This is a genomic window from Pseudarthrobacter sp. MDT1-56, assembly GCF_059383555.1.
The window spans coordinates 109,318-135,822 of the sequence record NZ_JBWZCK010000001.1; the positions used below are offsets into that span (position 1 = coordinate 109,318).

Sequence of the window (26,505 nt, forward strand, 5' to 3'; positions counted from 1 at the left end):
GCCGCCGGGGCCGGGACTAAACTTGTCCGGTGACTCCCTCAACGCATTTCACCGCAGGCAACACCCCCGACGCCCCGCGCAGCGACCTCCCTGACCTGCTCGACGCCCTGGCCGCGGACCTGCGCGGCATCGGCTACACCGTTGACGGCGTCGCCGAACTCCTTGGCGAGGCCGCGCACAGCGCCCTGGGCCGGGATCAACTGGTTCCCGCGCTGATCGTCACCGGGACGGCCCGCCGCGGGGAGCCGACGACGGCGGCGCTCGCCGCCGTTGTCCGTTTCTGGTTGCTGGCAGAACCGCAGCCCGCCGCCACGCTCGACGCCGCCCTGCCCGGCATCCGCACGGCGGGTCTGCTGGAACTGGGCCTCGTGGAGCCGTCCGCGGACGGCCTGATCCAGGCGAAGGTGGACCTGCGGCCCTACGGCTGGGACGGAACCGCCGGGGAAGGCGCCCAGGGGGAAGACGCCCTGGGGGAAGACGCCCTGGGGGAAGACGCCCTGGGGGAAGACGCCCTGGGGGAAGACGCCCAGGGGGCAAACACCCAGGGGGACAATAATGTCAGCAGCGGCGGCGCGGAGCTCTGGGTGGCCAGCGATCTCGCCGCCCACCAGCGCCCCGGGGTACTGCGCCACGACCACGTACTCGGGATCGGGCAGGCCTCCACCACCCTGGTGCAGGTCACCGCACGCCGGCACGTGGCCCGGGCGCTGGACCTCGGCACCGGCTGCGGCATCCAGACCTTCCATTTGCTGCACCATGCCGAGCACGTCACGGCCACCGACATCTCGGACCGCGCCCTCGCGTTCACCCGCTTCAACCTGCTGCTCAACGCCGGCCAGCTGCACCTGGACCCCGCCGCTCCGGAAGCCCGGGTGAGCCTGCGCCGCGGCTCCCTGCTCGATCCCGTGGCGGGCGAGGAGTTTGAGCTGGTGGTCTCCAACCCGCCGTTCGTGATCACGCCCCGCAGCCGGGGGGAAGCCGCTGCAGACCAGTTCACCTACCGCGACGGCGGTCTGCCGGGCGATGACATCGTCGCCTCGCTGGTCCGGGACCTCCCGTCGGTCCTCACCCCCGGCGGAACGGCCCAGCTCCTGGGCAACTGGGAGATCCCGGCGGGCGCAGCCTGGGACGAACGGCCGCAACGCTGGGCCGGCCCGGACGCGGACGCCTGGTTCATCCAGCGCGAGCAGGTCAGCCCGGAACAGTACGCCGAAACCTGGCTGCAGGACGCTTCCGAGGCCCGCGACCGGAGGCTCTACCAGGACTCCTACGCCGCGTACCTGGACGACTTTGACTCCCGCAACGTCGAGGCCATCGGCTTCGGGATGATCTGGCTGCGGCGGCCCGCCGCGGGCTCCACCCCGGTGCTGCGGCGCTTCGAGGAGATCACCTATCCGATCGAGCAGCCTGTCGGCCCGCACCTCGGCGCCGCCGTGGAACGCGCCGACTGGCTGGCCGCCCACGACCTGGCGGCGGCGCACCTGCTCGTGGCCGAGGACGTCACCGAGGAGCGGCACCAGCGGCCCGGAGCAGAACACCCCGGCGTCATCCTGCTTCGCCAGGGCGCCGGCCTGCGCCGCACCAACCTGCTCAGCACCGAGCTGGCCGGCTTTGTCTCAGCGTGCGACGGCGACCTGTCCGTCGGGCAGATCATCGGCGCCCTTGAGGCCCTGCTGGGCGGGGGCGAGGACTGGGACGGGGAGACCTTCCGCACCGGCCTGCTCACCGAGGTGGGGAACCTGGTCCGAGACGGCTTCCTGCTGCCCGCCTGACGCGGCGGCTGCGCCTGACGCTGAGCCCAACGCGGCGGCTGCGCCTGACGCTGCGCCCTCGCTGCCGTAGCGCGGCAGGACGTACGCCGTGACGGCCAGGGCCGCCAGGACCCCGCCCACCCCGGCGACCAGGAAGCTCACCCGAATAGGGAGCAGGGCGCCGAGCAGCCCGCCCAGCGCGAGCGCTCCGATGGACACGGCCCGGGTCATGCCACCGATGATCGCCATGGCCTGGCCGCGGCCGCTTTCCGGGATCCGCATGATCGCAATCGCCCCGAAGCACGCGTTCAGCACCCCGCAGGCGGCCCCCATGGCGGTGTAGGCCACGAACAACAGTTCCATGCTCGGCACCAGGGACATGATCCCCAGGAAGGCCGAGGTCAGGGCCATCGAGAGCAGCAGCGCGCGCAGCCGGGTCGGCGGGGTCTTGATCCGGCTGGCCACCCCCGCCCCGGACGCCATCCCGAGGCCGAACGAGGCGGCCAGCAGCCCGTACTGCGTCTCGGTGGCACCGAGCTCGTCGCGGACCAGGAAGACCTCCAGGACGTTGGTGGCCTCGCCGACGGTGATGAAGAACAGCGCGCCCAGGACCAGGGCCCAGACCAGGCCGTCGCGCCGGATCAGGCGCAGCCCGTCCAGCAGGGCCGGATTCTCCTTGCCGACCCGCTCGGCGGCCGTGCCGCGGCGGGTCCGGATCAACATGGCGGCCACGCCCATCGCCAGGTAGCAGCCGCTGGCCACGGCGAACACCAGGCCGGATCCGCCCCAGCCGCTGAGCAGTCCTCCGGCTGCCGGTCCCACCATGCCGGCGATCATGATGGTCGCCTGCATGGTGCCCAGCGCGCGCGGGGTCCGTTCCTCGCCCACGATCCGGGGCAGCAGAGCCTGCCAGGTCGGTCCGGCCACCGCCTGCGCGGTGTCCAGGAGGAACGTCATGGCGAACAGCACCGGAAGGTGGTTGTCCAGGTACTGCATGCCCAGTCCCATGCCGGCGACCGCCGCGGCACTGACCACGGAGGACGCCGTCGCCAGCGTCCTGGAATCACGGGTATCGGCCAGCCGGCCCGCCCACGGCGCCAGCAGTAACAGGGGGAGTGCCGAGCAGAGCAGGTAGGCCGCCACGAGCCAGGGTCCGGCAATTGCCGTCTGGCCGGCGGCGGCGAGGTTTTGCAGGTGTAGCATGACGCTGATGATGACGGCGCCCATGCCGGCCGTGGCGATGAAGCGGGCGCTGCTGGCGAGGACGAAGTCGCGATTGCGCCAGAGGGGCTGCGCGGCCCCGGAGTCGCCCGGCTGGTTATGAAATACCCGTTTCATAATGGGCAAGCTACTCTGCAGCAGAAGTCAGTGTCAAGCATTTCTTTCATAGTTTGGCGGCGCTCGGTAGACTGATGGTGTGAATGCAGAAACCCCAATGGCGGAGTCACCGGTTCCCCCGGCCACAAAACGCCGGCATCGCCCGGAAAAGAAAGTGGAGATCACCGACCCGAAAGCGATCCGCGCGCTGGCCCATGCCGCCCGGCTGGAAGTCATCTCCGAACTGTATTCAACCCAGGTGAGCCGGACGGCCACCGAACTCGCCACACAGACCGGCCTCACCCCGAGCGCCATGAGTTACCACCTGCGCGCGCTGCAGAAGTGGGGCATCGTGGTGCCGGCGCCCACCGCCGGAGATGCCAGGGAGCGCCGCTGGAAAGCCGCGGGCACCGATTTCACCATCAACTCGGGCGGCGGGGTGGCGAGCCCCGAATTCGCTGTGCTGGACCTTGAGCTGGATGCTTACCGACGGCGCGTCAGCGCCTACGCCAGGACCCGGGACGAGCAGCGCCAGCGCGGCGAGGCCGTGGACGGGCCCTCCTCCGTGGTGCTGGCCAGCAACCTGCTCTATCTCACTCCGGGCCAGCGGGCCGAGCTGAACAACCGGCTCTTCGAGCTGCTGCGGGACTACGAACTGGAGGATCCGGACCAGGTCCCCGAAGGAGCCGAGCGCATGGCGACCCTGTGGTCGATGATCCCGGACGACCGCGGAAAGCCTCCCGCGACCCCCTCCGGCAGCCCCGCCTGACAGCACCGGGGGCCGCCTTGGCCGACCCCGGCGGGGGCTTGCTCCAGGGGGGTTCGGAACGTCCGGAAGTCATGCCCGGGAGCCCTCCGTTTCGGGCTGGATGCGCGGGAATCCGCAAAATATGGTGAACTAGGCGGGTATGGGCGCATCTGCCCGAGCAACCTTTTTCTGTAGGAGCACCGTGCCAAGCAAGGCCAAAACCGGTAAGAAACTCGTGATTGTGGAGTCTCCCGCCAAGAGCAAGACCATCGCCAAGTACCTCGGCGAGGGCTTCATCGTTGAGGCCTCCATTGGTCACATCCGCGACCTCCCGCAGCCTTCCGAACTGCCGGTGGAGCTGAAGAAGACCTCGGTGGGCAAGTTCGCCGTCGACGTTGATAACGACTTCAAGCCGTACTACGTGGTGTCCCCGGACAAGAAGAAAAAGGTCGCCGAACTTAAGGCCCAGCTCAAAGACGCTGACGCTCTTTATCTCGCAACCGATGGGGACCGCGAGGGCGAAGCCATCGCGTGGCACCTGCTGGAAGTGCTCAAGCCCAAGGTGCCGGTCTACCGGATGACCTTCGGTGAAATCACCAAGGAAGCCATCCAGCGCGCCATGGGCAACCTGCGCGACGTCGACCAGGACCTCGTGGACGCGCAGGAAACCCGCCGTGTGCTGGACCGCCTCTACGGCTACGAGATCTCCCCCGTGCTGTGGCGCAAGGTGGCCCGCGGCCTCTCCGCCGGCCGTGTGCAGTCCGTGGTGACCCGCATGGTCGTGGACCGCGAGCGTGAGCGGATGGCCTTCACGGCGGCCTCCTACTGGGACCTGACCGGCCAGTTCGGCGCCGGGTCCGGCTCGTTCAAGGCCAAGCTGGCCATGGTCGACGGCGCCAAGGTCGCCAGCGGCCGCGACTTCAACGACAACGGCGAGCTCACCTCCCGCAACGCCGTGCACCTCAATGAGGACCTCGCCACCTCCCTCGCCGCCGGCCTGCAGGACGCCGATTTCCGCGTCCGCTCCGTCGACACCAAGCCGTACACCCGCCGCCCGGCCGCGCCGTTCACCACCTCGACACTGCAGCAGGAGGCCGGCCGCAAGCTGCGCTTCTCCTCCAAAAGCACCATGCAGGTCGCCCAGCGGCTGTACGAAAACGGCTACATCACCTATATGCGTACGGACTCCTCCGCGCTGAGCAACGAGGCCGTCACGGCCGCCCGGCGCCAGGCCTCCGAGCTCTACGGCCCGGAATACGTCCCCGCATCCCCGCGCGTCTACAGCGGCAAGGCAGCGAATGCGCAGGAGGCCCACGAGGCCATCCGCCCCGCCGGTGACTCGTTCCGCACCCCGGCCCAGGTGGCCAAGCAGCTTTCCGGCGACGAATTCCGGCTCTACGAGCTGATCTGGAAGCGCACCGTCGCCTCGCAGATGGCCGACGCCAAGGGCTCCACCGCCACGATCCGCCTCGGCGCGGTCACTGTAGGTGCCCCGGGCGAACGCCGCGACGCCGAGTTCTCGGCCTCCGGCACGGTCATCACCTTCCCCGGCTTCCTTGCCGCCTACGAAGAAGGCAAGGACGAAAGCCGCGGCGACGACGAGTCCGAGGAAGCCCGCCGGCTGCCCAACGTGGCCAAGGACGACGCGCTCACCGCCTCGGAGATTGTCGCCGTCGGGCACGAGACCTCCCCGCCGCCGCGCTACACGGAAGCGTCGCTGACCGCCGAGCTGGAAAAGAAGGGCATCGGCCGCCCGTCGACTTACGCCTCCACCATCTCCACCATCCAGGACCGCGGCTACGTCCGGAAACAGGGCTCCGCGCTGGTGCCGAGCTGGATCGCGTTCTCCGTGATCCGCCTGCTCGAACAGCACTTCCACGACTACGTGGACTACGAGTTCACGGCGGACATGGAAGCGGACCTCGACAAGATCGCCAACGGCCAGGCCGAGGGACCCGCCTGGCTCAAGCACTTCTACTTCGGCGAGGATTCCAATCCCGGCCTGCTGAGCATCGTCAACAACCTCGGCGAGATCGATGCCCGCGAAATCAACTCCATTCCGATCACCGAGGGCATCACGCTGCGGGTCGGGAAGTTCGGCCCGTACCTGGAAAGCTCCGTCCCCACGGTCGATCCGAAGACCGGCGAAGTGGTGGAGGCCGCCCGCGCCAACGTCCCCGAGGACCTGGCCCCGGATGAGCTCACCGCGGCCAAAGCGGTCGAGCTGATGGAAACCGCGGCCCCCGAGGAGCGGGTGCTCGGCGCGGACCCGCACACCGGGCACACCGTCGTCGCCAAGAACGGCCGCTACGGCGCCTACGTCACCGAGGTCATCCCGGAGATGACCGAGGAACAGCTCGCCAACCAGCCGGTGGAGTACTACAAGAACGGCAAGCCCAAGCCGCCGAAGAAGCCGGTGAAGGCCAAGCCCCGCACCGGGTCGCTGTTCGCCTCGATGAGCGTGGACACCATCTCCCTGGACGAGGCCCTGCAGCTGATGAGTCTGCCCCGGGTGCTCGGACAGGACGCCGAAGGCAACCCGATCACGGTGCAGAACGGCCGCTTCGGCCCGTACCTGAAGAAGGGCACGGACTCCCGGTCAATCGGCTCGGAAGAGGAAATCTTCACGATCACGCTGGAGCAGGCCCTGGAGATCTACTCCCAGCCCAAGCAGCGCGGCGCCCGCGCCGCCGTCCCGCCGCTCGCCGAGTTCGGCCCGGATCCGGTCTCGGAGAAGAACATCGTCGTGAAGGAAGGCCGCTTCGGCCCGTACATCACCGACGGCGTCACCAACATCACCGTGCCGCGCTCCACCTCGCTGGAGGAACTCACCCGGGAACAGGCTGTCGAACTCCTGGCGGAGAAGCGCGCCAAGGGCCCGGTCAAGCGCACGACGACGGCCCGCAAGGCCCCGGCCCGCAAGGCAGCCGCCAAGAAGTAGAAGGTGCTGCCCGAACCGGTGCAATCCTCTGCGTGCTCGCTCGTTCCTCCCCGCCGCCCCCTGTCCTCGCAAGCTCGGACAGGGCACCCTGGCGGCGGGGGCCCAGCTTGGACGCACGCTGCCGGATCACTCCGGTTTGGGCAGCGGGGTAAGGGTTAGGAATTGCGGACCCGGGCGCAACGTGATCGAGTAGAGACATGACTGAAACGCCCGATCACTTGGACCTCCAGCCGCTGAACGACCTCGAAGAGCAGCTTGCCCGGGGGGAGGAGCCCGACGCCAACCCCGTTGACGTCATCCTCGCCTTCCTCAATAACGAGGTCTACATCGTCAGCTCCGACGCGCTGGAAGGGGCCGATGCCCAGGTCGAGCCGCTGGTGCTGGCCAACTCCGCCGGGAAGCCTGTCCTGGCCGTGTTCTCCCACCCGAGCCGCGTCACCGAGCAGTACCTGGCCGCCGCCCCCAACGTGCTCGGCACCCAGGGCGCCGCGATCCTGGGCAACCTCGGCGATGACCTCGGCATGGTCATCAACCCCGGCGCGGCCTTCGGCTTCGAAATCGATCCGGAAGGCGTGGCCAACATCCGCCGCGACTTCAAGCCCGCCGACGAGCCCGAAGACGTCGCCGGCCAGGACGGCCAGGCCTAAGCCGGCTGTCGGGGCGCGGCCGGTCCGTTAGGCGGGCCGCGTTCCCGGGGGCAATAATGACACTATGCGTCTTGGCGTCCTCGATATTGGATCAAACACTGTCCACCTCCTGCTCGTGGACGCCCACCCCGGTGCGCGCCCGGTGCCGTTCGCCTCGCACAAACGCCCGCTGTCCCTGGTGCAGTTCCTCGAGAGCGACGGCAGCATCAACGACGCCGGCCAGCATGAGCTGATCGAGTTCGTCCTGGAAGCGTGGGAATTCGCGGCCAAGCACAAGGCCGAAGACCTGCTGGCGTTCTGTACCTCCGCCATCCGCGAGGCCACCAACGGCCCTGCCGTGCTGGCCCGGGTCAAGCATGAGACCACCGTGACGCTGCGGGAGCTGACCGGCAGCGAGGAAGCGTCGATGACGTTCTTCGCGGTCCGCCGCTGGTACGGCTGGGGTGCCGGACCCATCCTGAACCTGGACATCGGCGGCGGCTCCTTCGAGATGGCCTACGGGGAGGATGAACTCCCGGAACTGGCCACGTCCGTTCCGCTCGGGGCGAGCAGGCTCACCCGTGACTGGCTGCAGGAGGACCCGCCCTCGGCCAAGAGCGTGAAGGAACTTCGCCGCTATATCCGGACCACACTCAAGCCGGTGGTCCGCGACTTCGCCAAGCTCGGCAAAGCGAACCACGTGGCGGGCACCTCCAAGACCTTCCGCTCGCTGGCCCGGATCGCCGGGGCCGCGCCCAGCGGCGCAGGCCCCTACGTCAAGCGGGAGCTGTTCGCCACGGACCTTGGCCTGTGGGCGCAGCGCATCTCGGCCATGGAGGTGGAGGACCGGCTGAACCTTCCCGGAGTCTCAGAAGCCCGCGCCCCCCAGCTCCTGGCAGGGGCCCTGGTGGCGGAAGCGGCCCTGGAAATGTTCGAGTTCCCAAGCATGGAGATCTGCCCCTGGGCACTCCGCGAAGGCCTGATCCTCCGCCGGCTGGACCAGCTGATCTTCGAGGGGCCGCTGGACCCCGCGCCCCACGTGACCCAGACCGACCACCCCGCCAGGCTGCAGTCACCTGATTCAGAGACACCGGACGCTTCGAAATCCCAGTCGGCCGGCGCCCGGTGACCGATCTGCTGTAGAGCCGGATTGGAGGCAGGGACGTGTCGATCCGGGGGCAGGTCATTCGTCTAGTAGGTGAGCGGCCGGTACAGGACCGGCCGAATCGTCAAGGAGGACAGCACCATGGCACAGTACCTGCTCAGCGTCTACCAGCCCGATGGCCCCGCCCCAGCCCCCGAATTCCTCGAGCCGATCATGCGGGACGTCGAGGCCCTGAACCGCGAGATGAAGGCCGCCGGCGCCTGGGTATTCGGGGCCGGGCTGCATCCCGCCGATACCGCCACCGTCGTGCGGCAGCAGGGCACCGACGTGCTCATCACTGACGGTCCCTTCGCCGAAGCCAAGGAGCACCTCGGCGGGTTCACCGTCATCGAGGCCGCGGACCTCGACGCCGCCCTCGGCTGGGCTGAAAAGCTGGCCCGAGCCACCACCCTTCCCATCGAAGTGCGACCCGTCCAGCACTAGGGCCCCCGGGAATGGTCCGCGACACAGGGTCCGCGCCGCCGCCCGGACCCGCCGGGGCACCCGGACCCGCGCCTCCGCCCGAGCCCGCCGGGGCACCGGCGGCGGAAGCGGACATCGCCGGCGTCTTCCGGAAGGACTACGGGCGTGCCGTCGCCGTCCTTACCCGTGTACTCGGGGACATCGACGCCGCCGAAGACGCCGTCCAGGAGGCTTTCCCCCTGGCTGTCCGGCACTGGCCTTCCACAGGCCTCCCGCCGAGCCCGGCGGGCTGGATCATCACCACGGCCAGGAACCGGGCGACCGACCGGCTGCGCCGGGAAGCCGGACGCGGCGACAAACAGCTCAGGGCCGCGCAACTGCTGGCGGCCCGCTCCCCGGCAGTGCCGACGCCCGAGGAGCTCGTGATCACGGAATTCTCCAGGGAGGGCACGGTGGACGACGACAGGCTGCGGCTGATGTTCACCTGCTGCCACCCGGCCCTCGCCACCAACGCCCAGGTGGCACTGACGCTGCGGCTGTTGGGGGGACTCACGACGGTGGAAATCGCCCACGCGTTCCTGGTGCCGGAAACCACCATGGCCCAGCGCCTGGTCCGGGCCAAAGCGAAAATCCGGGACGCCAGGATTCCGTACCGGGTGCCGCACGGGGCGGAACTACCGGCACGCCTGCAACCGGTGCTCGCGGTGGTCTACCTCATCTTCAACGAGGGCTACAGTGCCAGCTCGGGCGGGCCGCCGATCCGTGAGGACCTGCCGGGAAGCGGTCCGGCTGGGCCGTCTGCTGGCCACGCTGATGCCGGACGAGGCCGAGATGAAAGGCCTGCTGGCCCTGATGCTGCTGACCGAGTCACGGCGCGACGCGCGGGAAGCCGGCGGCGGTCCAGTGCTCCTGGCGGACCAGGACCGCCGCAACTGGGACCGGGCCTTGATCGCGGAGGGCCAGGAGCTGGTGCGGGAGTGCCTGCGGCGGAACCGGCCCGGACCGTACCAGCTGCAGGCCGCCATCGCCGCGGTCCACAGCGACGCGCCCTCCGCCGCCGCCACGGACTGGCACCAGATCCTCCGGCTGTACGACCAGCTCCTCGAGCTCGCGCCCGTACCTGTCGTGGCTCTCAACCGTGCGGTCGCCCTGGCTGAGCTAAAAGGCCCGGAACCTGCGCTGCGGCTCGTCGACGCGCTGGGTCTGGAGAGCTACTACCCGTTCCACGCCGTTCGGGCCGCTTTCCTGGTCCGGCTGGGCCGCAGCAGTGAGGCCGCCGCAGCATACGACGCTGCGCTGCAGCTGGCCGGAAATACCGCCGACCGGGGATTCCTCGAAACCCGCCTGCGGGCGGCCCAACTGCGTGCCGCCGGGCAGGACCTGCACTGAGGCGGGGAAACGCCGGGCGGCTCCGCGGGCGGGCGCTGAGTGGAACTGCCTTTTGACGGCGAAGGCACCGGCGGTCCGCTGCGGGAAAATGGGGGAAACCCGCTGCAGACCACCGGTGCCGGGCAGCCATCCGCATGACTGCCGCATCACTCGCACCCTCAATGAGGTAACCACCACGCTAGTTCCGGAGTTTGTGAAGATGCTGACCTGTTGGTGGGAGCTGGCTGGGAATCGGGCCGGACTGCAATGATGGGGGCATGAGTAACCGAATCGCATTCCTGGGCTGTGGATCAATGAACGAGGCCATCTTGGGCGGCTTGATCGCCGGCGGCACCGATCCGGCGGACATCGTCGCCACGGTCCGCCGCGCCGAACGCGCCGACGAACTGGCCAAACGGCATCACGGCATCACGGCCATCGCCGGCGCGGAAGAGCCGGAGAACAACAAACAGGCGGCCACCGGCTCCGGCGTCGTGATCCTGGGCGTCAAACCCGTGGGCATCGCGGACCTGGCCCGGGAGATCGGCGATTCGCTTGCACCGGACGCGATCGTCATCAGCGTCGCCGCTGCGGTGTCGCTGGAGCAGCTGGAAGCGGCGCTTCCGGCCGGCCAGCCTGTGATCCGCAGCATGCCCAACACCCCGGCGCAGCTGGGCCGTGGCGTCATCTCGGTGTCCCCGGGCACGCACTGTTCCCCGGCGCAGCTCCAGCTGGCCAAGGACCTGCTGGCCGCCGCGGGCACCGTCGTCGAGGTCCCCGAACATCAGGTCGACGCGCTGTCCGCGATCAGCGGCTCCGGCCCGGCGTACGCGTTCTATCTGGCCGAAGCGATGGCGGCCGCCGGCGTCGAGCTCGGACTGGACCCTGAACTGTCGCTGCTGATTGCCCGTGAAACCGTCGCCGGGGCAGGGTTCATGCTGGCTGAGCCGGGCGCGGATCCGACGGCGCTCCGCAAGGCCGTCACCAGCCCCAACGGCACCACCGAGCGCGCCATCGCCACCTTCGATGCGCGCGGCCTGCCGGCGATCATCGCCGAGGGAGCCCGTGCCGCCGCCGCCCGGGCAGCGGAGATCACCAAGCAGCTCGGCTAGCGGCAGGCGCAACCCATGACGCGGCCCGGAACGGGTGGCAGGATGGGACCCATGGAACTGCACATCACAGGGGATCCCGCGGCCGACAAACTACTCAGCGAGGACGCGTTTGCACTGCTCACCGGCATGCTGCTTGACCAACAGGTGACCATGGAATCGGCCTTTGCCGGTCCGGAAAAAATCCGGACCCGCATCGGTTCCATGGATCCGGCCACGATCGCCGCCCACGATCCGCAACAGTTCGTCGAGGTGTTCAAGGAGAGCCCGGCCGTCCACCGGTTTCCCGGATCCATGGCCGGCCGCGTCCAATCCCTGGCTGACACGGTGGTCAAAGACTGGAACGGCGACGCCACTGCCATCTGGACGCAGGGTGACCCCGACGGTCAGGAGGTGCTGCGCCGGCTCAAGGCATTGCCGGGATTTGGCGAGCAAAAAGCGATGATCTTCCTGGCGCTGCTGGGGAAGCGGTGCGGCCTCCAGGCCGAAGGCTGGCGGGAGGCCGCCGGCCACTACGGTCAGGAGAACGCCTTCCTTTCCGTCGCTGACATTGTGGATCCGGAGTCGCTGAGCAAGGTGCGGGCCAGCAAGCAGGCGGCCAAGGCCGCCGCGAAGGCTGCGAAGACCGCCGGGTCCTGATAATGCGGTAACTCAAGCCAGCGACGCCGGACGGAACGGGCCCGACGGCGGAGGGAACCTAGTGCGTGGAGGTCGGGACCGTGAAGGAACAGCCGGCAGGACGACTCCTTTCCCTCTGGGCTGCCACCGGCGGAGCCGTCACTTACGCGTCCCTCGACGCGTCCCTGGACGTGGACGTTGCCGTGATTGGTGGCGGCATCGCAGGACTGACTGCCGCACTGGCCCTGAAAAGGGCGGGCCAGACGGTGGCCGTGCTGGAGGCGGCGCGGGTGGGCACCGGCGTCACCGGGAACACGACGGGTAAAGTCACCTCCCTGCACCGGCTTGCCTACTCCGAACTCGCGGCCGGCCACGGGATCGGCACCGCCGCCACCTACGGGCAGGCCAACGAAGCAGCAATTGAACACATCGCGGGCGTCGTAGCGGCGGAGGGAATCGACTGCGGCTTCCGGCGGGTGGCCAATTACACCTACGCCGAATCCAAGCCTGCGCTTGCGCTGGTCCGGGAGGAAGCGGCGCTGGCCGGACGGCTGGGGCTGCCGGCATCCTTCACGAGAGACGTACCGCTGCCCTTCGCCGTCATGGGCGCCGTCCGTTTCGGCGGCCAGGCTCAGATCCATGCGCTCAGGTACGTGCAGGGCCTGGCCCGGGCCGTGGACGGGGATGGCAGCTTCGTCTTTGAGGAGTCGCCCGCCATGGGTTTCCGCGACGGCTCTCCGGCCGTGGTGGATACGGAGCAGGGATCAGTCCGGGCGAAGAACATCATTGTCGCGACAAACCTGCCGATCGGGGACAACGGACTCTTCGCCGAGCGATGCTACCCGCACCGCTCGTATATCGTCGCCGGACGCAGCGCAGTTCCTCCGCTGGACGCAACCTTTGTCAGCGTTGAGGAGCCGATGCGCTCCATCCTGACCGTCGACGTCGACGACACCAGCTACGTGCTGGCCGGCGGCGAAGGACACCCGGCCACCGAAAGCGTTGATACTGCCGCACGGTACCAGCGGCTCACGGCATTTGTCCGCGACCGCCTGGGCGCCGGCGAGGTCGGCTTCCGCTGGTCCACCCAGGACGCCATGCCTACCGACGGGCTGCCCTACGTAGGCCTCATGGCTCCGGAGTCCCCGCATGTCCACGTGATCACCGGCCTGCGAAAATGGGGCCTCACCAACGGCACCGCCGCTGCCTTGATCCTCCGGGACAAGCTGTGCGGCAGCGAAAACCCGTGGGCCGCAGTGTTCGACAGCACCAGAAGCGCCCGTGCAACGCAGGCGGGAGCGGCGCGCCCGCCGGAGGGGGTGCCGGGTGACGACGGTGCCGCTGCACCCGCTGCGGCTCCGGGGGGCGTGGCCGCGGAAGACGTAGCGCCGGGAGAGGGGAGGGTTGTGGACGTCAATGGGGCGCAAACTGCCGTGTACGTCAGTTCCGCGGGGGACGTCCAGGCGGTCTCAGCCATCTGCACGCACCTTGGCTGCACCGTGGAGTTCAATCCGGCGGACATCACGTGGGACTGCCCCTGCCACGGCTCCCGTTTCAACCCTGACGGCACCGTTATCCAGGGGCCGGCCACGAGGAACCTGGCCGCCAGCCCGGCCCCGGACGCCACCGCCTCCCCCCACGGCGGCGCCTAGGTGTAGTTCCCACGGACGTTGTGAATAGTGTGGGCGTGATGCAAAGGGCGAGGGCATCCGGTGCCGCTACGGCCGCGCGGCGAACCTCTCCAGCAGGTCCACGTGCCCGGAGACAATGAGCATGTCCCGTGAGGAAACCTTGGTCTCCGGCCGGGCGTAGGTGAAGTCCTCGCCCGGGGACTTCACCCCGACGATCGTGACCCCGTACTTGGAACGGACCTTGGACTCGTCCAGGGTGAAGCCCACGGTTTCGCGCGGCGGATACATTTTCACGATCGCGAAGTCGTCGTCGAACTCGATGAAGTCCAGCATGCGGCCGGAGACCAGGTGCGCGGCGCGGACACCGGCGTCGGCCTCCGGGTAGATCACGTGGTTGGCGCCGATCCGGGTCAGGATCTTGCCGTGCGAGGGCGTGATCGCCTTGACCCAGAGGTGCTCGATGCCGAGGTCCACGAGGTTCACGGTGATCAGCACCGAGGACTCGATCGAGGTGCCCACTCCTACGACGGCGGAGCTGAACTCCTGCGCGCCAAGCTGGCGGAGCGCATCGATGTTGGTGGCGTCGGCCTCGACGACGTGGGTCAGGGTGCCGGACCACTTCTGCACGAGGTTACGGTCGCGTTCGATCGCCAGCACCTCGCGGCCCTGCTTGACCAGCTGTTCTGCGGTGGAGGCACCGAAACGGCCCAGCCCGATCACCAGCACGGGCGCATTGTGGGCGGGACGGTTGACGGCGCCTGAGGAACTAGCCAATGATCGGTCTCTCTTCCGGGTAGTGGTAAAGCTGGCTGCGCTGGCGCAGGGCCAGGGCAGCGGCAAGGGTGACGGTCCCGACGCGCCCGGCGAACATCAGGGCGGTGAGGACGTAGACGCCCGACGGCGGCAGCTCGGCACTGAGGTTCGTGCTGAGACCCACCGTGGCGAAAGCGGAAATGGTTTCGAAGAGCACCCGGTCCAGGGACGCGCCGCTGATGTGAAGCAGCAGCATGGCCGACACGGCGACGAGGGTGGCGCCGGCGACGATGACCGAGATTGCCACCCGCATGGTGCCCTCCGGGATGGTGCGGCCGTACACCTTCACGTCGGAGTCGCCGCGGGCCTCGGCCATGATGGCCAGGAACATCACGGCGATGGTGGTCACCTTGATGCCGCCGGCGGTCGACGCCGAACCGCCGCCGGCGAACATGAGGGCATCGGTGAGCAACATGGTGGTGGAATCCATCTGGTTCTGGTCCACCAGGTTGAACCCTCCGGAACGCGTCATCACGGAGGCGAAGAGGGAATGAATGACCTTGTCCGCGTCGTTCATGCCGCCGATGGTCCTCACGTTTTCCCATTCCATCAGCCCCCACAGCACGGTCCCTGCCCCTAGCAGGATCAGCGAGACCTGGATGGTCAGCTTGGTGTGCAGGTTCCATTTCTTCCAGTTCAGGCCGTTCTGCTGCAGCACCATCACCACAGGAAAGCCCAGGCTGCCGAGGAAGACTCCGAGCATCAGCGGGACGAGGATCCACAGGTCGGTCTCGTACGGGACGATGCCGTCCGAGTGCGGGGTGAACCCGGCGTTGTTGAACGAGGAAATCGCGTAGAACACCCCGTGCCAGACCGACTGGCCGAAGCTCTCGCCCAGCATCAGGAAGCGGGGGATCAGCGCCAACGCAAGGGCGGCCTCGATCACCACCGAGGTCACGATAACGATCCGCAGCAGGGTACCCACTTCTCCGAGGCGGCCGGTGTTCATGGCCTCCTGGGCGATGAGCTTGCCGCGGACACCCAGCTTCTTGCTCACCAGGAGGGCCAGCAGCGAGGCCAGGGTGAGGGTGCCGAGGCCGCCCACGAAGATGCCGACCAGGATGACGAGCTGGCCGAAGAAGGACCAGTGCACCGCCGTGGACACCACGGTCAGCCCCGTCACGCAGACGGCGGACACGGCAGTGAACATGGCCTGGTGCAGCGGGGTGAAATCCCCGGTCGCGGAGGAAACCGGAAGGGACAACAAAGCAGTGAAGACAAGGACCACCATGCCGAACGCGGTGAGTGCGAGGCGGGCCGGGGTGGTGTTGGCAATGTTGTCGATGAAGTCGCGGAGGCGGGTGAAGACCCACAGGCCTTCCCGCTCCGGAGTTCCGGGCTGCCAGTTGGCCGGGCTCTTGGACCTCGACTGGCTCTGCGTCATGTGTGGCTTTTCCTCGCTTGAAACTGCTTCCTTCAGTAGTAAACCACTAAACCCCTTGCAATGACTGGGGAAAGGCGCCCCACGCTCAGGTAGCCTGTGATTGATGACATACCTGCCGGGGCTCGCCAAGACCGCACTGCCAACGACGGTGGTGTGGGACCCTTCCATGACCGCTTACAACTTCGGCCACAGCCACCCGATGGCCCCGGAGCGGATGGAACTCACGGCCAGGCTGGCCGGAAGCCTCGGTCTGCTCGACCTTGAGCATGTCACGGTTGCGGCCCCGGACGTCGCCAGCGACGCGGAGCTGTCCACCGTCCACAGCCCCGACTTCGTCGCCGCGGTGCGGCGCGTGAGCGCGGATCCCGGGTCCCCGGACCTGGAACGCGGCCTTGGTACCGAGGATGACCCGGCCTTCGCCGGCATGCACGAGGCCAGTGCCCGGCTGGCAGGGGGATCCCTCCTCGCCGCCTCCGCCATCCTGGACGGCAGCGCCGTCCGGGCGGTGAACTTCGGCGGAGGCATGCACCACGCGGCCCGTGAGCGCGCGAGCGGTTTCTGCATCTACAACGACGCGGCCCTCGCCATCCAGCGGCTCCTCGACGGCGGTATGCAGCGCGTGGTGTACATCGACATCGACGCCCACCACGGCGACGGAACCCAGAGCATTTTCTGGGACGATCCGCGCGTGCTGACGATCTCCCTGCATGAGACGGGGCTGACCTTGTTCCCGGGCACCGGCTACGCCAACGAGATCGGCGGCCCCAACGCGCAGGGCAGCGCAGTGAACGTGGCCCTGCCGGCCGGTACCGGGGACGGCGGCTGGCTCCGCGCCTTCCACGCCGTGGTGCCGCAGCTCGTGGGCGCCTTTGCGCCCGAGGTCATTGTGAGCCAGCACGGTTGCGACTCCCACCGGCTGGACCCGCTCACCCACCTCAACATCAGCGTCGACGGCCAGCGGGAGGCCGCCACCGCGATCGGCAACCTCGCGGCCCGCTACTGCGAGAACCGCTGGATCTCCACCGGCGGAGGGGGCTACAACGTCATCACCGTCGTGCCGCGGGCCTGGAGCCACCTGATCGCGATCGCGGCCGGGCGCCCCGTCCCGCTGCGCACCCCCGTGCCGGAGGACTGGCGCAGCTACGTGAAAGAAAAGTACGGGGCCAAATACGGGGTTGACGCGCCGGAAATGATGGGCGACGACGTCGATCTCTGGTGGCGCTCCTGGGAAGTCGGCTTCGATCCCAATGACGAAGTGGACCGGACGGTCATGGCCACCCGCAAGGAAGTTTTCCCGCTCTACGGACTGGACCCCTGGTTCGACTAGGTAGCTGGTCCGGCACCGGCTATCCGGCTGCGGACGGCTGAGGGCTGGGCTTCTCGGTCTGGAACACCACCCCGGCGGCGCCGATGATCCAGCCCAGCAGCGAAAGTGAGAACGCCCCGACCAGGTCGGTGGAGGCGGTGCCTTTCACCAGCCACACGCCGAGCACCAGCAGGCCGACCACGAGGTACACCATCAGCGCCGCGATGATCCTGCCGGACAGCTTCGTGGTGATCCCGCCGGCCTCGAAAACGCCGGCCCTGGCCTGACCGGCGGCCTCCTCGCCGCCGCTTTGCTCCTCCCGGCGGACCTCGGCAATGGTGAAGCCCAGGGCGGAGGCGGTCAGCGAACTCAGCGAAGTGGACAGCACCCCGGCGGCGCAGACGACGGCGCCGTTCAGCCTGGGCGGGGTGCCCGGAACTTCCGGGACGAATACCCAGATCTGGAGCAGCACGTTGCCCCAGACGATCACGAACAAGGCCAGGAACACGGCAGCGATGATGTTGAACAGCTGTTTCCGGAAGAAATCCCCCATGATCGTCCACTCCTCTGCGTCGGTAGGCTGCGGCCTCACCTGCCGGGAAGGCGGTGCGTCCGTTTTAGCACCGCGCCCGGTACAGGGCAATGCCCGGCGGCTACAGCCGCGGCCTGCAATTGGTGGATGCCATCCGGCGTATATGTCGCTAGTGTGGAGGGCATGGTGACAGACGACGTATTTGCCGTCATTGCTGAGGCAACCCGGCGTGACATTCTGGTATCCCTCCGCAAGGGGGACAAGGCGGTGGGGGAGCTGGTCCAGGAGCTCGAGGCCAGCCAGCCCACCATCTCCAAGCATCTGAAAGTGCTCCGCGAAGCGGACCTGGTGAGCATGCGCGCCCAGGGCCAGAAGCGCTACTACACTCTCAACCCCAAGCCGCTGGCCGGGATCGCCAACTGGCTGGAGACCTTCGACGTCGGCGCTGCCGCCGCACCGGTGCCGTCGCCAGCGCTGGCGCGGACAGCGGACACATCTGCGGCGCGGACCGCGGAACCCCGGGTCCAGCCCGTCCCGGACACCCTCGCCGAGGCCGCCACGGCCACAGTCGCCCACGAAGCGCACGCCGCCCCGGCGTCGCAGCCAGCCGCGGCACTCGCCGGACGGCCCGCCGGAAGCCCGCTGAGCCCCGCCGTCGTCATCCCGGTCGGCACGGCAGGAGAAGACAAAATGCCGCAGCAGATCGGCCGGACCGTCGGCAGGGCCGCCACCAGGGCCGCCGATCTCCTGGCCAGCCTGCCGAAGTTCGGCCGCAAGAAGTAGCCCCGCCCGTTTGTGTCCCGCGCCACCGTGTTTTTGTCACACGGGGCGCACTGGGGGCCCGAATAGAAATCCCCTCCTGCCCGGTGCAACCATGGAAAGGCTTGCTTGTTGCGCCCAATGAGGGGCGCCAGGGTTTAGGGAGTTGGAATGGACGCACGGCTTGAAGCCATCCGGGACACAGTACTGGCACGGAATCCCGGCGAAGAGGAATTCCACCAGGCGGTCACCGAGGTCTTCGAAAGCCTCGGCCCGGTCCACGACCGCCACCCCGAGTTTCTCGAAGGCGCCGTCCTCGAGCGGCTCTGCGAGCCCGAACGGCAGATCATCTTCCGGGTCCCCTGGGTCGATGACGCCGGCCGCTTCCAGATCAACCGCGGCTTCCGGGTGGAGTTCAACTCGGCGCTGGGCCCCTTCAAAGGCGGCCTGCGCTTCCACCCCTCGGTGAACCTGGGCATCGTGAAGTTCCTCGGCTTCGAACAGATCTTCAAGAATGCCCTGACCGGCATGCCCATCGGCGGCGGCAAGGGCGGCTCCGATTTCGACCCCCGCGGACGCTCGGACGCCGAGGTCATGCGCTTCTGCCAGTCCTTCATGACCGAGCTGTACCGCCACATCGGCGAGTACACGGACGTCCCGGCCGGGGACATCGGCGTCGGCGGCCGCGAAATCGGCTACCTCTTCGGGCAGTACAAGCGGATCACCAACCGGTACGAATCCGGCGTCCTCACCGGCAAGGGTATTTCCTGGGGCGGTTCGCTGGTCCGGCCCGAGGCCACCGGCTACGGCACCGTGATCTTCGCCGAGGAGATGCTGAAGACCCGCGGCCATTCCTTCGATGGCCAGCGCGTGGTGGTCTCGGGCTCCGGCAACGTCGCCATCAATGCGATCGCCAAGGCCCAGGCGCTCGGCGCCACCGTGGTGGCCTGCTCGGATTCCTCCGGCTATGTCGTGGACGAGGCAGGAATCGACGTCGCGCTGCTGCGCCAGATCAAGGAGGTCGAGCGCGGACGGCTCAAGGACTACGAGGCCCGGCGTTCCGCTGTCGACTACGTGGAGGGCGGCTCGGTCTGGGACCTCGACGCTACCGTCGCGCTGCCGTGCGCCACGCAGAACGAGCTCGACGGCGACGCTGCCGCCCGGCTGATCCGGAACGGGCTGCTCGCGGTGGGGGAGGGCGCCAACATGCCCTCGACCCGTGAAGCCGTCGCGGTCTTCCAGGAAGCCGGCATCCTGTTCGGCCCGGGCAAGGCCGCTAACGCCGGAGGCGTGGCCACGTCCGCGCTGGAAATGCAGCAGAACGCCAGCCGCGATTCCTGGTCCTTCGCGCACACCGAGGAACGGCTGACCGAGATCATGGTCGGAATCCACGACCGCTGCGCGGCCACTGCGGACGAGTACGGTGACCCCGGGAACTACGTGCTGGGCGCGAACATCGGCGGCTTCGTGAAGGTGGCCGACGCGATGCTCGCCCAGGGGCTCATCTAGGCCTCGCCTTCTGAACAGTGGCGGCCGTGTTCTTCAAGAACACGGCCGCCACTGTTATGTCGTCAGGGATTGCCCGCGCAGGCTACTTGGAGAGCAGCCGCACGTGGTCCGGGGTCAGCTCCGAGATCCGGCTGACGCCCAGCAGGGCCATGGTGCGGAGCATGTCCTTTTCCAGGATCTCGATGGCACGGTCCACGCCGGCCCGGCCGCCGGCCATCAGCCCGTAGAGGTAGGCGCGGCCAATCAGCGTGAAGTCGGCGCCCAGGGCCAGCGCGGCGATGATGTCCGCACCGCTCATGATGCCCGTGTCCAGGATGATCGCCGCGTCGGAGTTGTCCTTGTCGAAGGCCTCCTTGACGCCGGGCAGCAGGTGGAACGGGATCGGGGCGCGGTCCAACTGGCGTCCGCCGTGGTTGGAGAGCACGACGCCGTCGGCCCCGTGGTCCACCACCCGGCGGGCGTCCTCGATGGTCTGGATCCCCTTGACCACGAGCTTGCCCTTCCAGGTTTCGCGGAGCCAGTCGAGGTCGTCGAACGTCAGGGTGGGATCGAACATCGAGTTGATCAGGTCCGCGACGGTTCCGGTGTAACGGGACAGCGAGGCGAAAGTCAGCGGCTCGTGGGTGAGGAAGTTGAACCACCACGCCGGCCGGTAGGAGGCATCCAGCACGGTCTTGATTGTCAGCGCCGGCGGGATGGTCATGCCGTTCCGGACGTCGCGCAGCCGGGCCCCGGCGACGGCGGTGTCCACCGTGACCATCAGGGTGTCATTGCCGGCCTTGGCGGCACGCTCGATCAGTTCCAGCGAACGGTCGCGGTCCGTCCACAGGTAGAGCTGGAACCAGTTCCGGCCGTCCGGAGCGGCGGCGGCCACGTCCTCGATGGAGGCAGTGCCCATGGTGGAGAGCGTGTACGGGATACCGGCTGCCGCGGCGGCCTGGGAACCGGCGTATTCACCCTCGGACTGCATCATCCGGGTGAATCCGGTGGGTGCGATGCCGACCGGCAGCCGGGACGTCTTGCCCAGGATGTCGGTGGTCAGGTCTACCTTGGAGACGTTACGGAGGATGCCGGGCCGGAACTCGATGTCCAGGAATGCCTCGCGGGCCCGGCGCAGGGTGATCTCCGCTTCGGCCGCGCCGTCGGTGTAGTCGAACGGGGCCTGCGGCGTGCGGCGCTTGGCCTGGTCGCGGAGGTCCCAGATGGTGCTGGCACGCCGCAGCCTGGCGGCGCGGCTGAACTCGGGCTTCTTGAACTGCATCAGCGGGGCGAGGTCCGAGTACTTGGGGACGCGGCGTTTGAGGGCCGCCGGAATGATCCCCGGGGTGGCTGCGGCGGAGTGAGTGCCCGCGCCGGTGTCTTCGGGCTGGGTGGGCGCCTCGGGGTTGCCGGGCTCGATGGTCTGCGTCATTGCTGCCTCCGGGCAGGTCTCGTGTTTCTGAATGTCGGGCTCCCCCGAATAACACCGCGGGCGAGTGTGGTCCAACCACAGTCTAGGCCTATGGTCCAACCACATCAAGTAGGATGGGCCCATGCGTACCCACCAGCTTGTCCTGCAGTGGATTGAGGGCCAGCTTTCCAGCGGTCAGCTGGCCCTGGGCGGACGGCTTCCGGCCGAGCGTGCCCTCGCCGAGCAGCTCCAGGTTTCCCGCACCTCCGTCCGGGAGGCCATCCGCGTCCTCGAGGCCATGGGTGTGCTCCGGGCCGGGGTGGGGTCGGGCCCGGATGCGGGGACCGTCGTCATCGCCGACCCGACGGCGGCGCTGGGCTCAGCGCTTCGGCTGCACGTGGCCACCTCGCACCTGCCCGTCAAGGACATCGTGGAAACCCGTGTGCTGCTGGAATCGTGGGCCGCGTCCCGGGCGCGCCCGGATTCGCCCGCGCTGGCCGAGGCAGCCCGGCTGCTGGAGCAAATGGACGGCTGTGCCGACACGGAGGCGTTCCTTGCCCTGGATGTCCGTTTCCACCTGGCCCTGGCGGATGCGGCGGGTAACGCCGTCGTCAGTGCCATGATGGGTTCCCTCCGCGAAGCCATCCAGGACTATGCCGGACGGCTGACCGGAAACCTCCCGGACTGGGCCTCCACCGCGGCGCGGCTCCGCGCGGAACACCGGGGCATCCTGGCGGCCATCGCCAGCCACGACGGCAGCCGCGCGTCGCAGCTGGTGGCGGACCATATCGAGGGCTACTACACGGAAGCCGGGCTGGGGTCCGGGGCCTGATTCGCGGCTGATCGGCGGCTGATCCGCCCGGTGGTCTCCCGGCCGGGCCGCAATGTTACGTCCCGGATTTTGCCGGGAAGTCAGTCACCGGGCTATCGTCAAATCATGATGAACCGTTGGTATGCGTATTTTTCGTTGGCTCTGGAGGGGCCCGCGTCTAGCTGACACGCATCCAACCTTCCTTCAGAGCCAACAGGGCAGAGATCATTCTCTGCCCTTCGCCATTTCCCGGCGGGTTCTGATCAGGGCCCGCTCCGCACTCCCGGAACAGGACCCGCACCATGAGCATCGAAGCAGCCCCCGAATCCCAGCAGTCCACGTCCAACCTGCGCGTCAGCGAATTCACCCCGCTCCCGACCCCGCAGGAGATCGTCGCGGATCTGCCGCTGGACACCCGCCTGGCCGACGTCGTGGCGCGGGGCCGGGACGAGGTCCGCGCCATCATGGATGGCGTCGATGACCGCCTGCTTGTGATTGTGGGCCCCTGCTCCATCCACGACCCCAAGGCCGGCCTCGAATACGCCCGCCGGCTGGTCAGCCAGGCTGAGAAGCACAAGGAAGACCTGCTGATCGTGATGCGGGCCTACTTCGAAAAGCCCCGCACCACGGTGGGCTGGAAGGGCCTGATCAACGACCCCCGGCTCGACGGCAGCCACGATATCGCCGCCGGGCTGCGCGCCGCGCGCAGCTTCCTGCAGCAGGTCACCGCGCTCGGCCTGCCGGCCGGCACCGAATTCCTGGAACCCATCAGCCCGCAGTACATGGCGGACCTCGTCTCCTGGGGCGCCATCGGTGCCCGCACCACCGAAAGCCAGATCCACCGCCAGCTGGCGTCTGGACTGTCCATGCCGGTCGGGTTCAAGAACGGGACCGACGGCGACCTGCAGGTCGCGCTCGACGCGTGCAGCGCCGCCGGGGCAGCCCAGGCGTTCCTCGGAATTGACGGCGAGGGCCGTGCCGCGCTGGTCTCCACCGCCGGCAACCCGGACACGCACATCATCCTCCGCGGCGGACGCAAGGGACCCAACTACTCCGCCCCGGACGTGGCGGCCACCACCGCCAAGCTGGCGTCCAAGCAGCTCAACCCGCGCCTGATCGTTGACGCGAGCCACGCCAACAGCGGCAAGAACCACCACCGGCAGGCCGAGGTCGGCCTGGAAATCGGCGCGCAGCTGGAGAGCGGCGGTACCTCGGCGGGTGCCATCGCCGGCGTCATGCTGGAGAGCTTCCTTGTCGGCGGGGCCCAGAACCTCGACGTCGCCGAGCACGCCGCCGGAACGGACGATCTTGTCTACGGCCAGAGTGTGACGGACGCCTGCATGGACTGGGATGTCACGGCCTCGGTCCTGGCCCAGCTCGCGGCTTCCGCGCGCATCCGCCGGACCAGAGTCTAGGCGGAACGGCGGTCAGAAGGGGCAGGCAGGCGGGCGGCAGAAAGGCGGGGCGTCCGGGATTCCTTGCCGGGGCCCGGAGATTCCCGCAGCTCTTTCACATTGGCACCATCAGCCCCTAGAGTATCTAACACATGGTTGTTTGATGGCTCAGCATCGGCACACCGCCATGTCATTCAGATGGGGCTGCCGTTCGCTTGAGCAAAGGAATAGTGAAATGTCTTCGGAGGCCAACTTTTCCAACGCGCGCTTCTTGACCGTGGCTGAAGTTGCGGAGGTGATGCGCGTGTCCAAAATGACCGTGTACCGGCTTGTTCATTCCGGCGAGATGCCGGCTGTCCGTTTCGGGCGTTCCTACCGGGTGCCGGAAACCGCCGTCGAGCAGTACCTCAAGGGTGCCGTGGTTGACGGGAAGACGGAAACAGCCTGAGCATCCGGCGTCTTCTGTGGCCGGAATGAGGATGCGTGGGCGCTGAATGGTGCCTGCGGTCGTGGTGTGCCCCCGAGAGGCGGTACCCTGTTAAGGAACGTTTTACGTCATTGTAAGAACCTGTCAGTTGTACAGTCTGCTGCTTAGCCCGCGGACCCTTTCCAACAGGCAGGTACTGCATCTAGCCGGTAAGGAACTTTCGTGGGTTCAGTTATTAAGAAGCGTCGCAAGCGTATGGCCAAGAAGAAGCACCGCAAGCTGCTTCGCAAGACGCGCCACCAGCGTCGTAATAAGAAGTAGAGATACTTCGCATCATGTGAATGCCCGTTGCCTTTCCGGCAGCGGGCATTTTCTTTGCCGTTTTCGCCCCTGGTTCGGACGGGCGCTACGAGATCGGACGGGCGACGCGGGGATCCGGGCAGCGCCCGTCCGAAAGCGTAGCGCTGGGCAGGAATCGCAGCGGAAAGTGGCGGAGAAGTGGTGCCGCGTTAGACCGTGGGGCCGCGGAAGCGGGAGAACCCCCGCCAGAGGCCGTAGATAGCCCCTCCGGCAGTGGCCGCCTTGAGCCCCAGGGTGGCCGCGCGCCGCCCGGAGCGGAAGTCATAAACCGGCCAGTTGTTGTCGCGGGCATGGCGGCGGAGCCCGGAATCGGGGTTGATGGCCACGGGGTGCCCCACCATGCTCAGCAGCGGGATGTCATTGCGCGAATCGCTGTACGCCCAGCACCGGGCCAGGTCCAGTCCCTCGGCCGCGGCCATCGCTTTGACGGCCACCGCCTTGGCCGGGCCATGGAGGATCTCGCCGACCAGCCGGCCGGTGTAGGAACCGTCGAGGATTTCGCCCACCGTGCCGAGCGCGCCGGTGAGGCCCAGCCTGCTGGAGATCACCGTGGCCACCTCAATCGGCGTCGCCGTGACGAGCCAGACCCTGCGGCCCACGCGGAGGTGCTGCTCGGCCAGTGCCTTGGCCCCCGGCCAGATCCGGGATTCGATCATTTCGTCATAAACCTCTTCGCCGAGGACCTCAATGTCCTCAACGGTGAAGCCGGCGGCCAGGCCCAGGGCGGTGTCGCGGACGGCGTGGACGTCATCCAACTTCTCGCCGCGCAGCACGAACATGAGCTGCTTCCAGCCAATCCCGAGCGCCTGGGGAATCGTGAAGGCCCCGCGCTGGTGCATCTTGCGGGCGACGTGGAACAGGCTGGCGCCCCGCATGAGGGTGTTGTCGACGTCGAAGAACGCGGCTTCGCCGTGCTGCGGTGCTGCAACAGGCTCGGTGACCACAGCGGCGTACTTCTCTTCGGGCATGCCACGAGTCTAGTCAACGCCGGGGCCGGTTCCCGTCGCATGGGCCGCGGCGGCGGCACCGGACGTGTCGGGCGCGTCGACGCGGGCGCGGCAGCCGGGCTACCGTGGAACCATGCCAAGCCCCGACGTCGTCCTCATCACCAAAGCTGACTGCCATCTGTGCTCAGCGGCACGCACCGCCGTCGACCGCGTCACCCAGAGCCTGGGGATCGGCTGGCGCGAGCAGTCCGTAGACGACGACCTCGAACTGCGGGAGCGCTTTGCGGAGGAGATTCCCGTGGTCCTGGTGGACGGCGTCCAACGCGACTTCTGGAAGATCGACGAAGCCCGGCTGGAGCGGACGCTGCGGCGGGTGTTGGGCCGGCAGGCCTGAGGCGCGGGAGCCGTTGGGGACGGCTGCTTTGTTCGCTGAACTGCGGGGGCTCTAGAGTGGAACTCACAACGCGACTCAATGGAGCAGATAGTGACTTCGCTGGATTCATCCCCTGACGCGATGCCCGGGGGAGCAGGGGCTGCAGCAAAGCAGATTCCGCCCGCGGCCGTGGCCCGGCTGACCATTTATCTGCGCGCCCTCACCACCTTGCTTGCCGAAGGAATTGACCGGGTCTCGTCCGAATCCCTGGCCGAGGCCTCAGGGGTCAGCTCGTCCACCCTCCGCAAAGACCTTTCCTATGTCGGCTCATACGGGACGCGTGGCGTCGGCTACGAAGTGCAGTACCTCAACCGGCATATTGCCGCGGCGCTGGGCCTGACGCACGACTGGAAGGTCGCCATCGTCGGTGCCGGCAACCTGGGCAAGGCGCTGGCCCGGTACGGAGGATTCGAATCCCGGGGCTTCGATATTGTTGCGATCTTCGATGCGGACCAGATGGTGGTGGGCAGCGAGGTGGGCTGGCTGCGTGTCAGCGATGCCGCCGACCTCGAGCCGGTGCTGCAGCGGACCGGTGCCAACATGGTGGTGCTGGCCCTGCCGGCCGCCGTGGCGCAGGACGTCTGCGACCGGGTGATTGCCGCCGGTGTGCGGAGCATCCTCAGCTTCGCCCCGGTGATGCTGCAGGTGGCGCCCGGGGTCAACTTGCGCAAGGTGGACATGGCCACCGAACTCCAGATCCTCGCCTATCACGCACAAAGGGCGCAGGACCCGGAGGATGCCGACTAGCTTCAGTCGGCCTGTCC

The 26,505-nt window shown here is 68.1% G+C and carries 23 protein-coding genes and 2 pseudogenes; 19 read left to right on the plus strand and 6 right to left on the minus strand.

Going from position 1 to position 26,505, the window contains the following annotated elements:
* Positions 1 to 29 precede the first annotated feature (29 nt).
* Positions 30 to 1,772, plus strand: coding sequence for a DUF7059 domain-containing protein (locus tag AC50YC_RS00530; RefSeq protein WP_494951703.1), 1,743 nt, complete (start codon positions 30 to 32; stop codon positions 1,770 to 1,772).
* A gap of 48 nt (positions 1,773 to 1,820) precedes the next feature.
* On the opposite strand, the pseudogene AC50YC_RS00535 reads toward AC50YC_RS00530, so the two are convergent.
* Positions 1,821 to 3,089: pseudogene (locus AC50YC_RS00535) on the minus strand (MFS transporter); the annotation flags it as partial.
* Positions 3,090 to 3,168: 79 nt separating this feature from the next.
* Here AC50YC_RS00535 and AC50YC_RS00540 point away from each other — a divergent pair.
* The 9 genes and pseudogenes from AC50YC_RS00540 to AC50YC_RS00580 all read left to right on the plus strand — a co-directional run bounded on the left by AC50YC_RS00540 (position 3,169) and on the right by AC50YC_RS00580 (position 13,697).
* Positions 3,169 to 3,837 carry an ArsR/SmtB family transcription factor gene (locus AC50YC_RS00540; RefSeq protein WP_494951704.1) on the plus strand — a complete coding sequence of 223 codons (669 nt, stop codon included), beginning with the start codon at positions 3,169 to 3,171 and terminating at the stop codon, positions 3,835 to 3,837.
* 181 nt (positions 3,838 to 4,018) lie between these two features.
* Positions 4,019 to 6,757: a type I DNA topoisomerase gene (gene topA, locus AC50YC_RS00545; protein ID WP_494951705.1), complete on the plus strand. Its 2,739-nt coding sequence runs from the start codon at positions 4,019 to 4,021 to the stop codon at positions 6,755 to 6,757.
* Positions 6,758 to 6,954: 197 nt separating this feature from the next.
* Positions 6,955 to 7,404, plus strand: a complete 450-nt coding sequence (locus tag AC50YC_RS00550; RefSeq protein ID WP_494951706.1) for an SseB family protein — start codon at positions 6,955 to 6,957, stop codon at positions 7,402 to 7,404.
* Positions 7,405 to 7,468: 64 nt separating this feature from the next.
* A complete protein-coding gene (locus AC50YC_RS00555) occupies positions 7,469 to 8,512 on the plus strand; it encodes a Ppx/GppA phosphatase family protein (protein WP_494951707.1) in 1,044 nt (347 codons plus the stop codon).
* Between the two features lie 117 nt (positions 8,513 to 8,629).
* Entirely contained in the window at positions 8,630 to 8,971 is a 342-nt protein-coding gene (locus AC50YC_RS00560; RefSeq protein WP_494951708.1) for a YciI family protein, read from the plus strand.
* A gap of 11 nt (positions 8,972 to 8,982) precedes the next feature.
* A pseudogene (locus AC50YC_RS00565) lies at positions 8,983 to 10,339 on the plus strand (RNA polymerase sigma factor).
* A gap of 257 nt (positions 10,340 to 10,596) precedes the next feature.
* Positions 10,597 to 11,430: a pyrroline-5-carboxylate reductase gene (gene proC, locus AC50YC_RS00570; protein ID WP_494951709.1), complete on the plus strand. Its 834-nt coding sequence runs from the start codon at positions 10,597 to 10,599 to the stop codon at positions 11,428 to 11,430.
* Between the two features lie 51 nt (positions 11,431 to 11,481).
* Positions 11,482 to 12,066, plus strand: a complete 585-nt coding sequence (locus AC50YC_RS00575) for an HhH-GPD-type base excision DNA repair protein (RefSeq protein WP_494951710.1) — start codon at positions 11,482 to 11,484, stop codon at positions 12,064 to 12,066.
* 80 nt (positions 12,067 to 12,146) lie between these two features.
* Complete coding sequence (locus AC50YC_RS00580; RefSeq protein WP_494951711.1) at positions 12,147 to 13,697, plus strand: FAD-dependent oxidoreductase; 1,551 nt, start codon at positions 12,147 to 12,149, stop codon at positions 13,695 to 13,697.
* 66 nt (positions 13,698 to 13,763) lie between these two features.
* Here the strand turns inward: AC50YC_RS00580 and AC50YC_RS00585 are convergent, their stop codons facing one another.
* A complete protein-coding gene (locus AC50YC_RS00585) occupies positions 13,764 to 14,402 on the minus strand; it encodes a potassium channel family protein (protein ID WP_494952159.1) in 639 nt (212 codons plus the stop codon).
* Between the two features lie 40 nt (positions 14,403 to 14,442).
* Entirely contained in the window at positions 14,443 to 15,873 is a 1,431-nt protein-coding gene (locus tag AC50YC_RS00590) for a TrkH family potassium uptake protein (protein WP_494951712.1), read from the minus strand.
* A gap of 103 nt (positions 15,874 to 15,976) precedes the next feature.
* Between AC50YC_RS00590 and AC50YC_RS00595 the strand changes: the two genes are divergently transcribed.
* The gene (locus tag AC50YC_RS00595) at positions 15,977 to 17,200 is read left to right on the plus strand and encodes an acetoin utilization protein AcuC (protein WP_494951713.1); all 1,224 of its coding nucleotides are present in this window, start codon (positions 15,977 to 15,979) and stop codon (positions 17,198 to 17,200) included.
* Between the two features lie 19 nt (positions 17,201 to 17,219).
* Here AC50YC_RS00595 and AC50YC_RS00600 read toward each other — a convergent pair whose 3' ends face one another.
* Positions 17,220 to 17,732, minus strand: a complete 513-nt coding sequence (locus tag AC50YC_RS00600) for a hypothetical protein (RefSeq protein WP_494951714.1) — start codon at positions 17,730 to 17,732, stop codon at positions 17,220 to 17,222.
* A 162-nt stretch (positions 17,733 to 17,894) separates the two neighbouring features.
* Here AC50YC_RS00600 and AC50YC_RS00605 point away from each other — a divergent pair, with 162 nt between their 5' ends.
* Both AC50YC_RS00605 and gdhA read left to right on the plus strand, forming a co-directional pair.
* Positions 17,895 to 18,494, plus strand: coding sequence for an ArsR/SmtB family transcription factor (locus AC50YC_RS00605; RefSeq protein WP_494951715.1), 600 nt, complete (start codon positions 17,895 to 17,897; stop codon positions 18,492 to 18,494).
* A gap of 147 nt (positions 18,495 to 18,641) precedes the next feature.
* Positions 18,642 to 19,979: an NADP-specific glutamate dehydrogenase gene (gdhA, locus tag AC50YC_RS00610; RefSeq protein ID WP_494951716.1), complete on the plus strand. Its 1,338-nt coding sequence runs from the start codon at positions 18,642 to 18,644 to the stop codon at positions 19,977 to 19,979.
* A gap of 82 nt (positions 19,980 to 20,061) precedes the next feature.
* Here gdhA and AC50YC_RS00615 read toward each other — a convergent pair whose 3' ends face one another.
* Positions 20,062 to 21,390 (minus strand): alpha-hydroxy acid oxidase, encoded by a 1,329-nt coding sequence (locus AC50YC_RS00615; protein ID WP_494951717.1) that lies wholly within the window; start codon positions 21,388 to 21,390, stop codon positions 20,062 to 20,064.
* 121 nt (positions 21,391 to 21,511) lie between these two features.
* Here AC50YC_RS00615 and AC50YC_RS00620 point away from each other — a divergent pair, with 121 nt between their 5' ends.
* The 4 genes from AC50YC_RS00620 (at position 21,512) to AC50YC_RS00635 (ending at position 24,322) form a co-directional block, all read left to right on the plus strand.
* Positions 21,512 to 22,201 (plus strand): FadR/GntR family transcriptional regulator, encoded by a 690-nt coding sequence (locus tag AC50YC_RS00620; RefSeq protein ID WP_494951718.1) that lies wholly within the window; start codon positions 21,512 to 21,514, stop codon positions 22,199 to 22,201.
* Between the two features lie 281 nt (positions 22,202 to 22,482).
* A complete protein-coding gene (locus AC50YC_RS00625; protein ID WP_494951719.1) occupies positions 22,483 to 23,595 on the plus strand; it encodes a 3-deoxy-7-phosphoheptulonate synthase in 1,113 nt (370 codons plus the stop codon).
* 214 nt (positions 23,596 to 23,809) lie between these two features.
* Positions 23,810 to 24,022, plus strand: coding sequence for a helix-turn-helix domain-containing protein (locus AC50YC_RS00630; RefSeq protein ID WP_354173032.1), 213 nt, complete (start codon positions 23,810 to 23,812; stop codon positions 24,020 to 24,022).
* A 201-nt stretch (positions 24,023 to 24,223) separates the two neighbouring features.
* Positions 24,224 to 24,322, plus strand: a complete 99-nt coding sequence (locus AC50YC_RS00635) for a 30S ribosomal protein bS22 (protein WP_003792170.1) — start codon at positions 24,224 to 24,226, stop codon at positions 24,320 to 24,322.
* 188 nt (positions 24,323 to 24,510) lie between these two features.
* Here AC50YC_RS00635 and AC50YC_RS00640 read toward each other — a convergent pair whose 3' ends face one another.
* Positions 24,511 to 25,329 (minus strand): HAD family hydrolase, encoded by an 819-nt coding sequence (locus AC50YC_RS00640; protein ID WP_494951720.1) that lies wholly within the window; start codon positions 25,327 to 25,329, stop codon positions 24,511 to 24,513.
* A 112-nt stretch (positions 25,330 to 25,441) separates the two neighbouring features.
* On the opposite strand from AC50YC_RS00640, the gene AC50YC_RS00645 reads away from it, so the two are divergent.
* Positions 25,442 to 25,702 (plus strand): glutaredoxin family protein, encoded by a 261-nt coding sequence (locus tag AC50YC_RS00645; protein ID WP_494951721.1) that lies wholly within the window; start codon positions 25,442 to 25,444, stop codon positions 25,700 to 25,702.
* A 90-nt stretch (positions 25,703 to 25,792) separates the two neighbouring features.
* Positions 25,793 to 26,488, plus strand: coding sequence for a redox-sensing transcriptional repressor Rex (locus AC50YC_RS00650; protein ID WP_494951722.1), 696 nt, complete (start codon positions 25,793 to 25,795; stop codon positions 26,486 to 26,488).
* Positions 26,489 to 26,505: the final 17 nt, after the last annotated feature.

Excerpts from the sequence above, each read along its gene's own strand:
- gdhA (WP_494951716.1), top strand. The coding sequence starts at position 18,642 with ATGGACGCACGGCTTGAAGCCATCCGGGACACAGTACTGGCACGGAAT.
- proC (WP_494951709.1), top strand. The coding sequence starts at position 10,597 with ATGAGTAACCGAATCGCATTCCTGGGCTGTGGATCAATGAACGAGGCC.
- AC50YC_RS00625 (WP_494951719.1), top strand. The coding sequence starts at position 22,483 with ATGAGCATCGAAGCAGCCCCCGAATCCCAGCAGTCCACGTCCAACCTG.
- AC50YC_RS00590 (WP_494951712.1), bottom strand. The coding sequence starts at position 15,873 with ATGACGCAGAGCCAGTCGAGGTCCAAGAGCCCGGCCAACTGGCAGCCC.
- AC50YC_RS00600 (WP_494951714.1), bottom strand. The coding sequence starts at position 17,732 with ATGGGGGATTTCTTCCGGAAACAGCTGTTCAACATCATCGCTGCCGTG.
- AC50YC_RS00605 (WP_494951715.1), top strand. The coding sequence starts at position 17,895 with ATGGTGACAGACGACGTATTTGCCGTCATTGCTGAGGCAACCCGGCGT.
- AC50YC_RS00575 (WP_494951710.1), top strand. The coding sequence starts at position 11,482 with ATGGAACTGCACATCACAGGGGATCCCGCGGCCGACAAACTACTCAGC.
- AC50YC_RS00595 (WP_494951713.1), top strand. The coding sequence starts at position 15,977 with ATGACATACCTGCCGGGGCTCGCCAAGACCGCACTGCCAACGACGGTG.
- AC50YC_RS00615 (WP_494951717.1), bottom strand. The coding sequence starts at position 21,390 with ATGACGCAGACCATCGAGCCCGGCAACCCCGAGGCGCCCACCCAGCCC.
- AC50YC_RS00555 (WP_494951707.1), top strand. The coding sequence starts at position 7,469 with ATGCGTCTTGGCGTCCTCGATATTGGATCAAACACTGTCCACCTCCTG.
- AC50YC_RS00630 (WP_354173032.1), top strand. The coding sequence starts at position 23,810 with ATGTCTTCGGAGGCCAACTTTTCCAACGCGCGCTTCTTGACCGTGGCT.
- AC50YC_RS00640 (WP_494951720.1), bottom strand. The coding sequence starts at position 25,329 with ATGCCCGAAGAGAAGTACGCCGCTGTGGTCACCGAGCCTGTTGCAGCA.
- AC50YC_RS00550 (WP_494951706.1), top strand. The coding sequence starts at position 6,955 with ATGACTGAAACGCCCGATCACTTGGACCTCCAGCCGCTGAACGACCTC.
- AC50YC_RS00620 (WP_494951718.1), top strand. The coding sequence starts at position 21,512 with ATGCGTACCCACCAGCTTGTCCTGCAGTGGATTGAGGGCCAGCTTTCC.
- AC50YC_RS00645 (WP_494951721.1), top strand. The coding sequence starts at position 25,442 with ATGCCAAGCCCCGACGTCGTCCTCATCACCAAAGCTGACTGCCATCTG.
- AC50YC_RS00560 (WP_494951708.1), top strand. The coding sequence starts at position 8,630 with ATGGCACAGTACCTGCTCAGCGTCTACCAGCCCGATGGCCCCGCCCCA.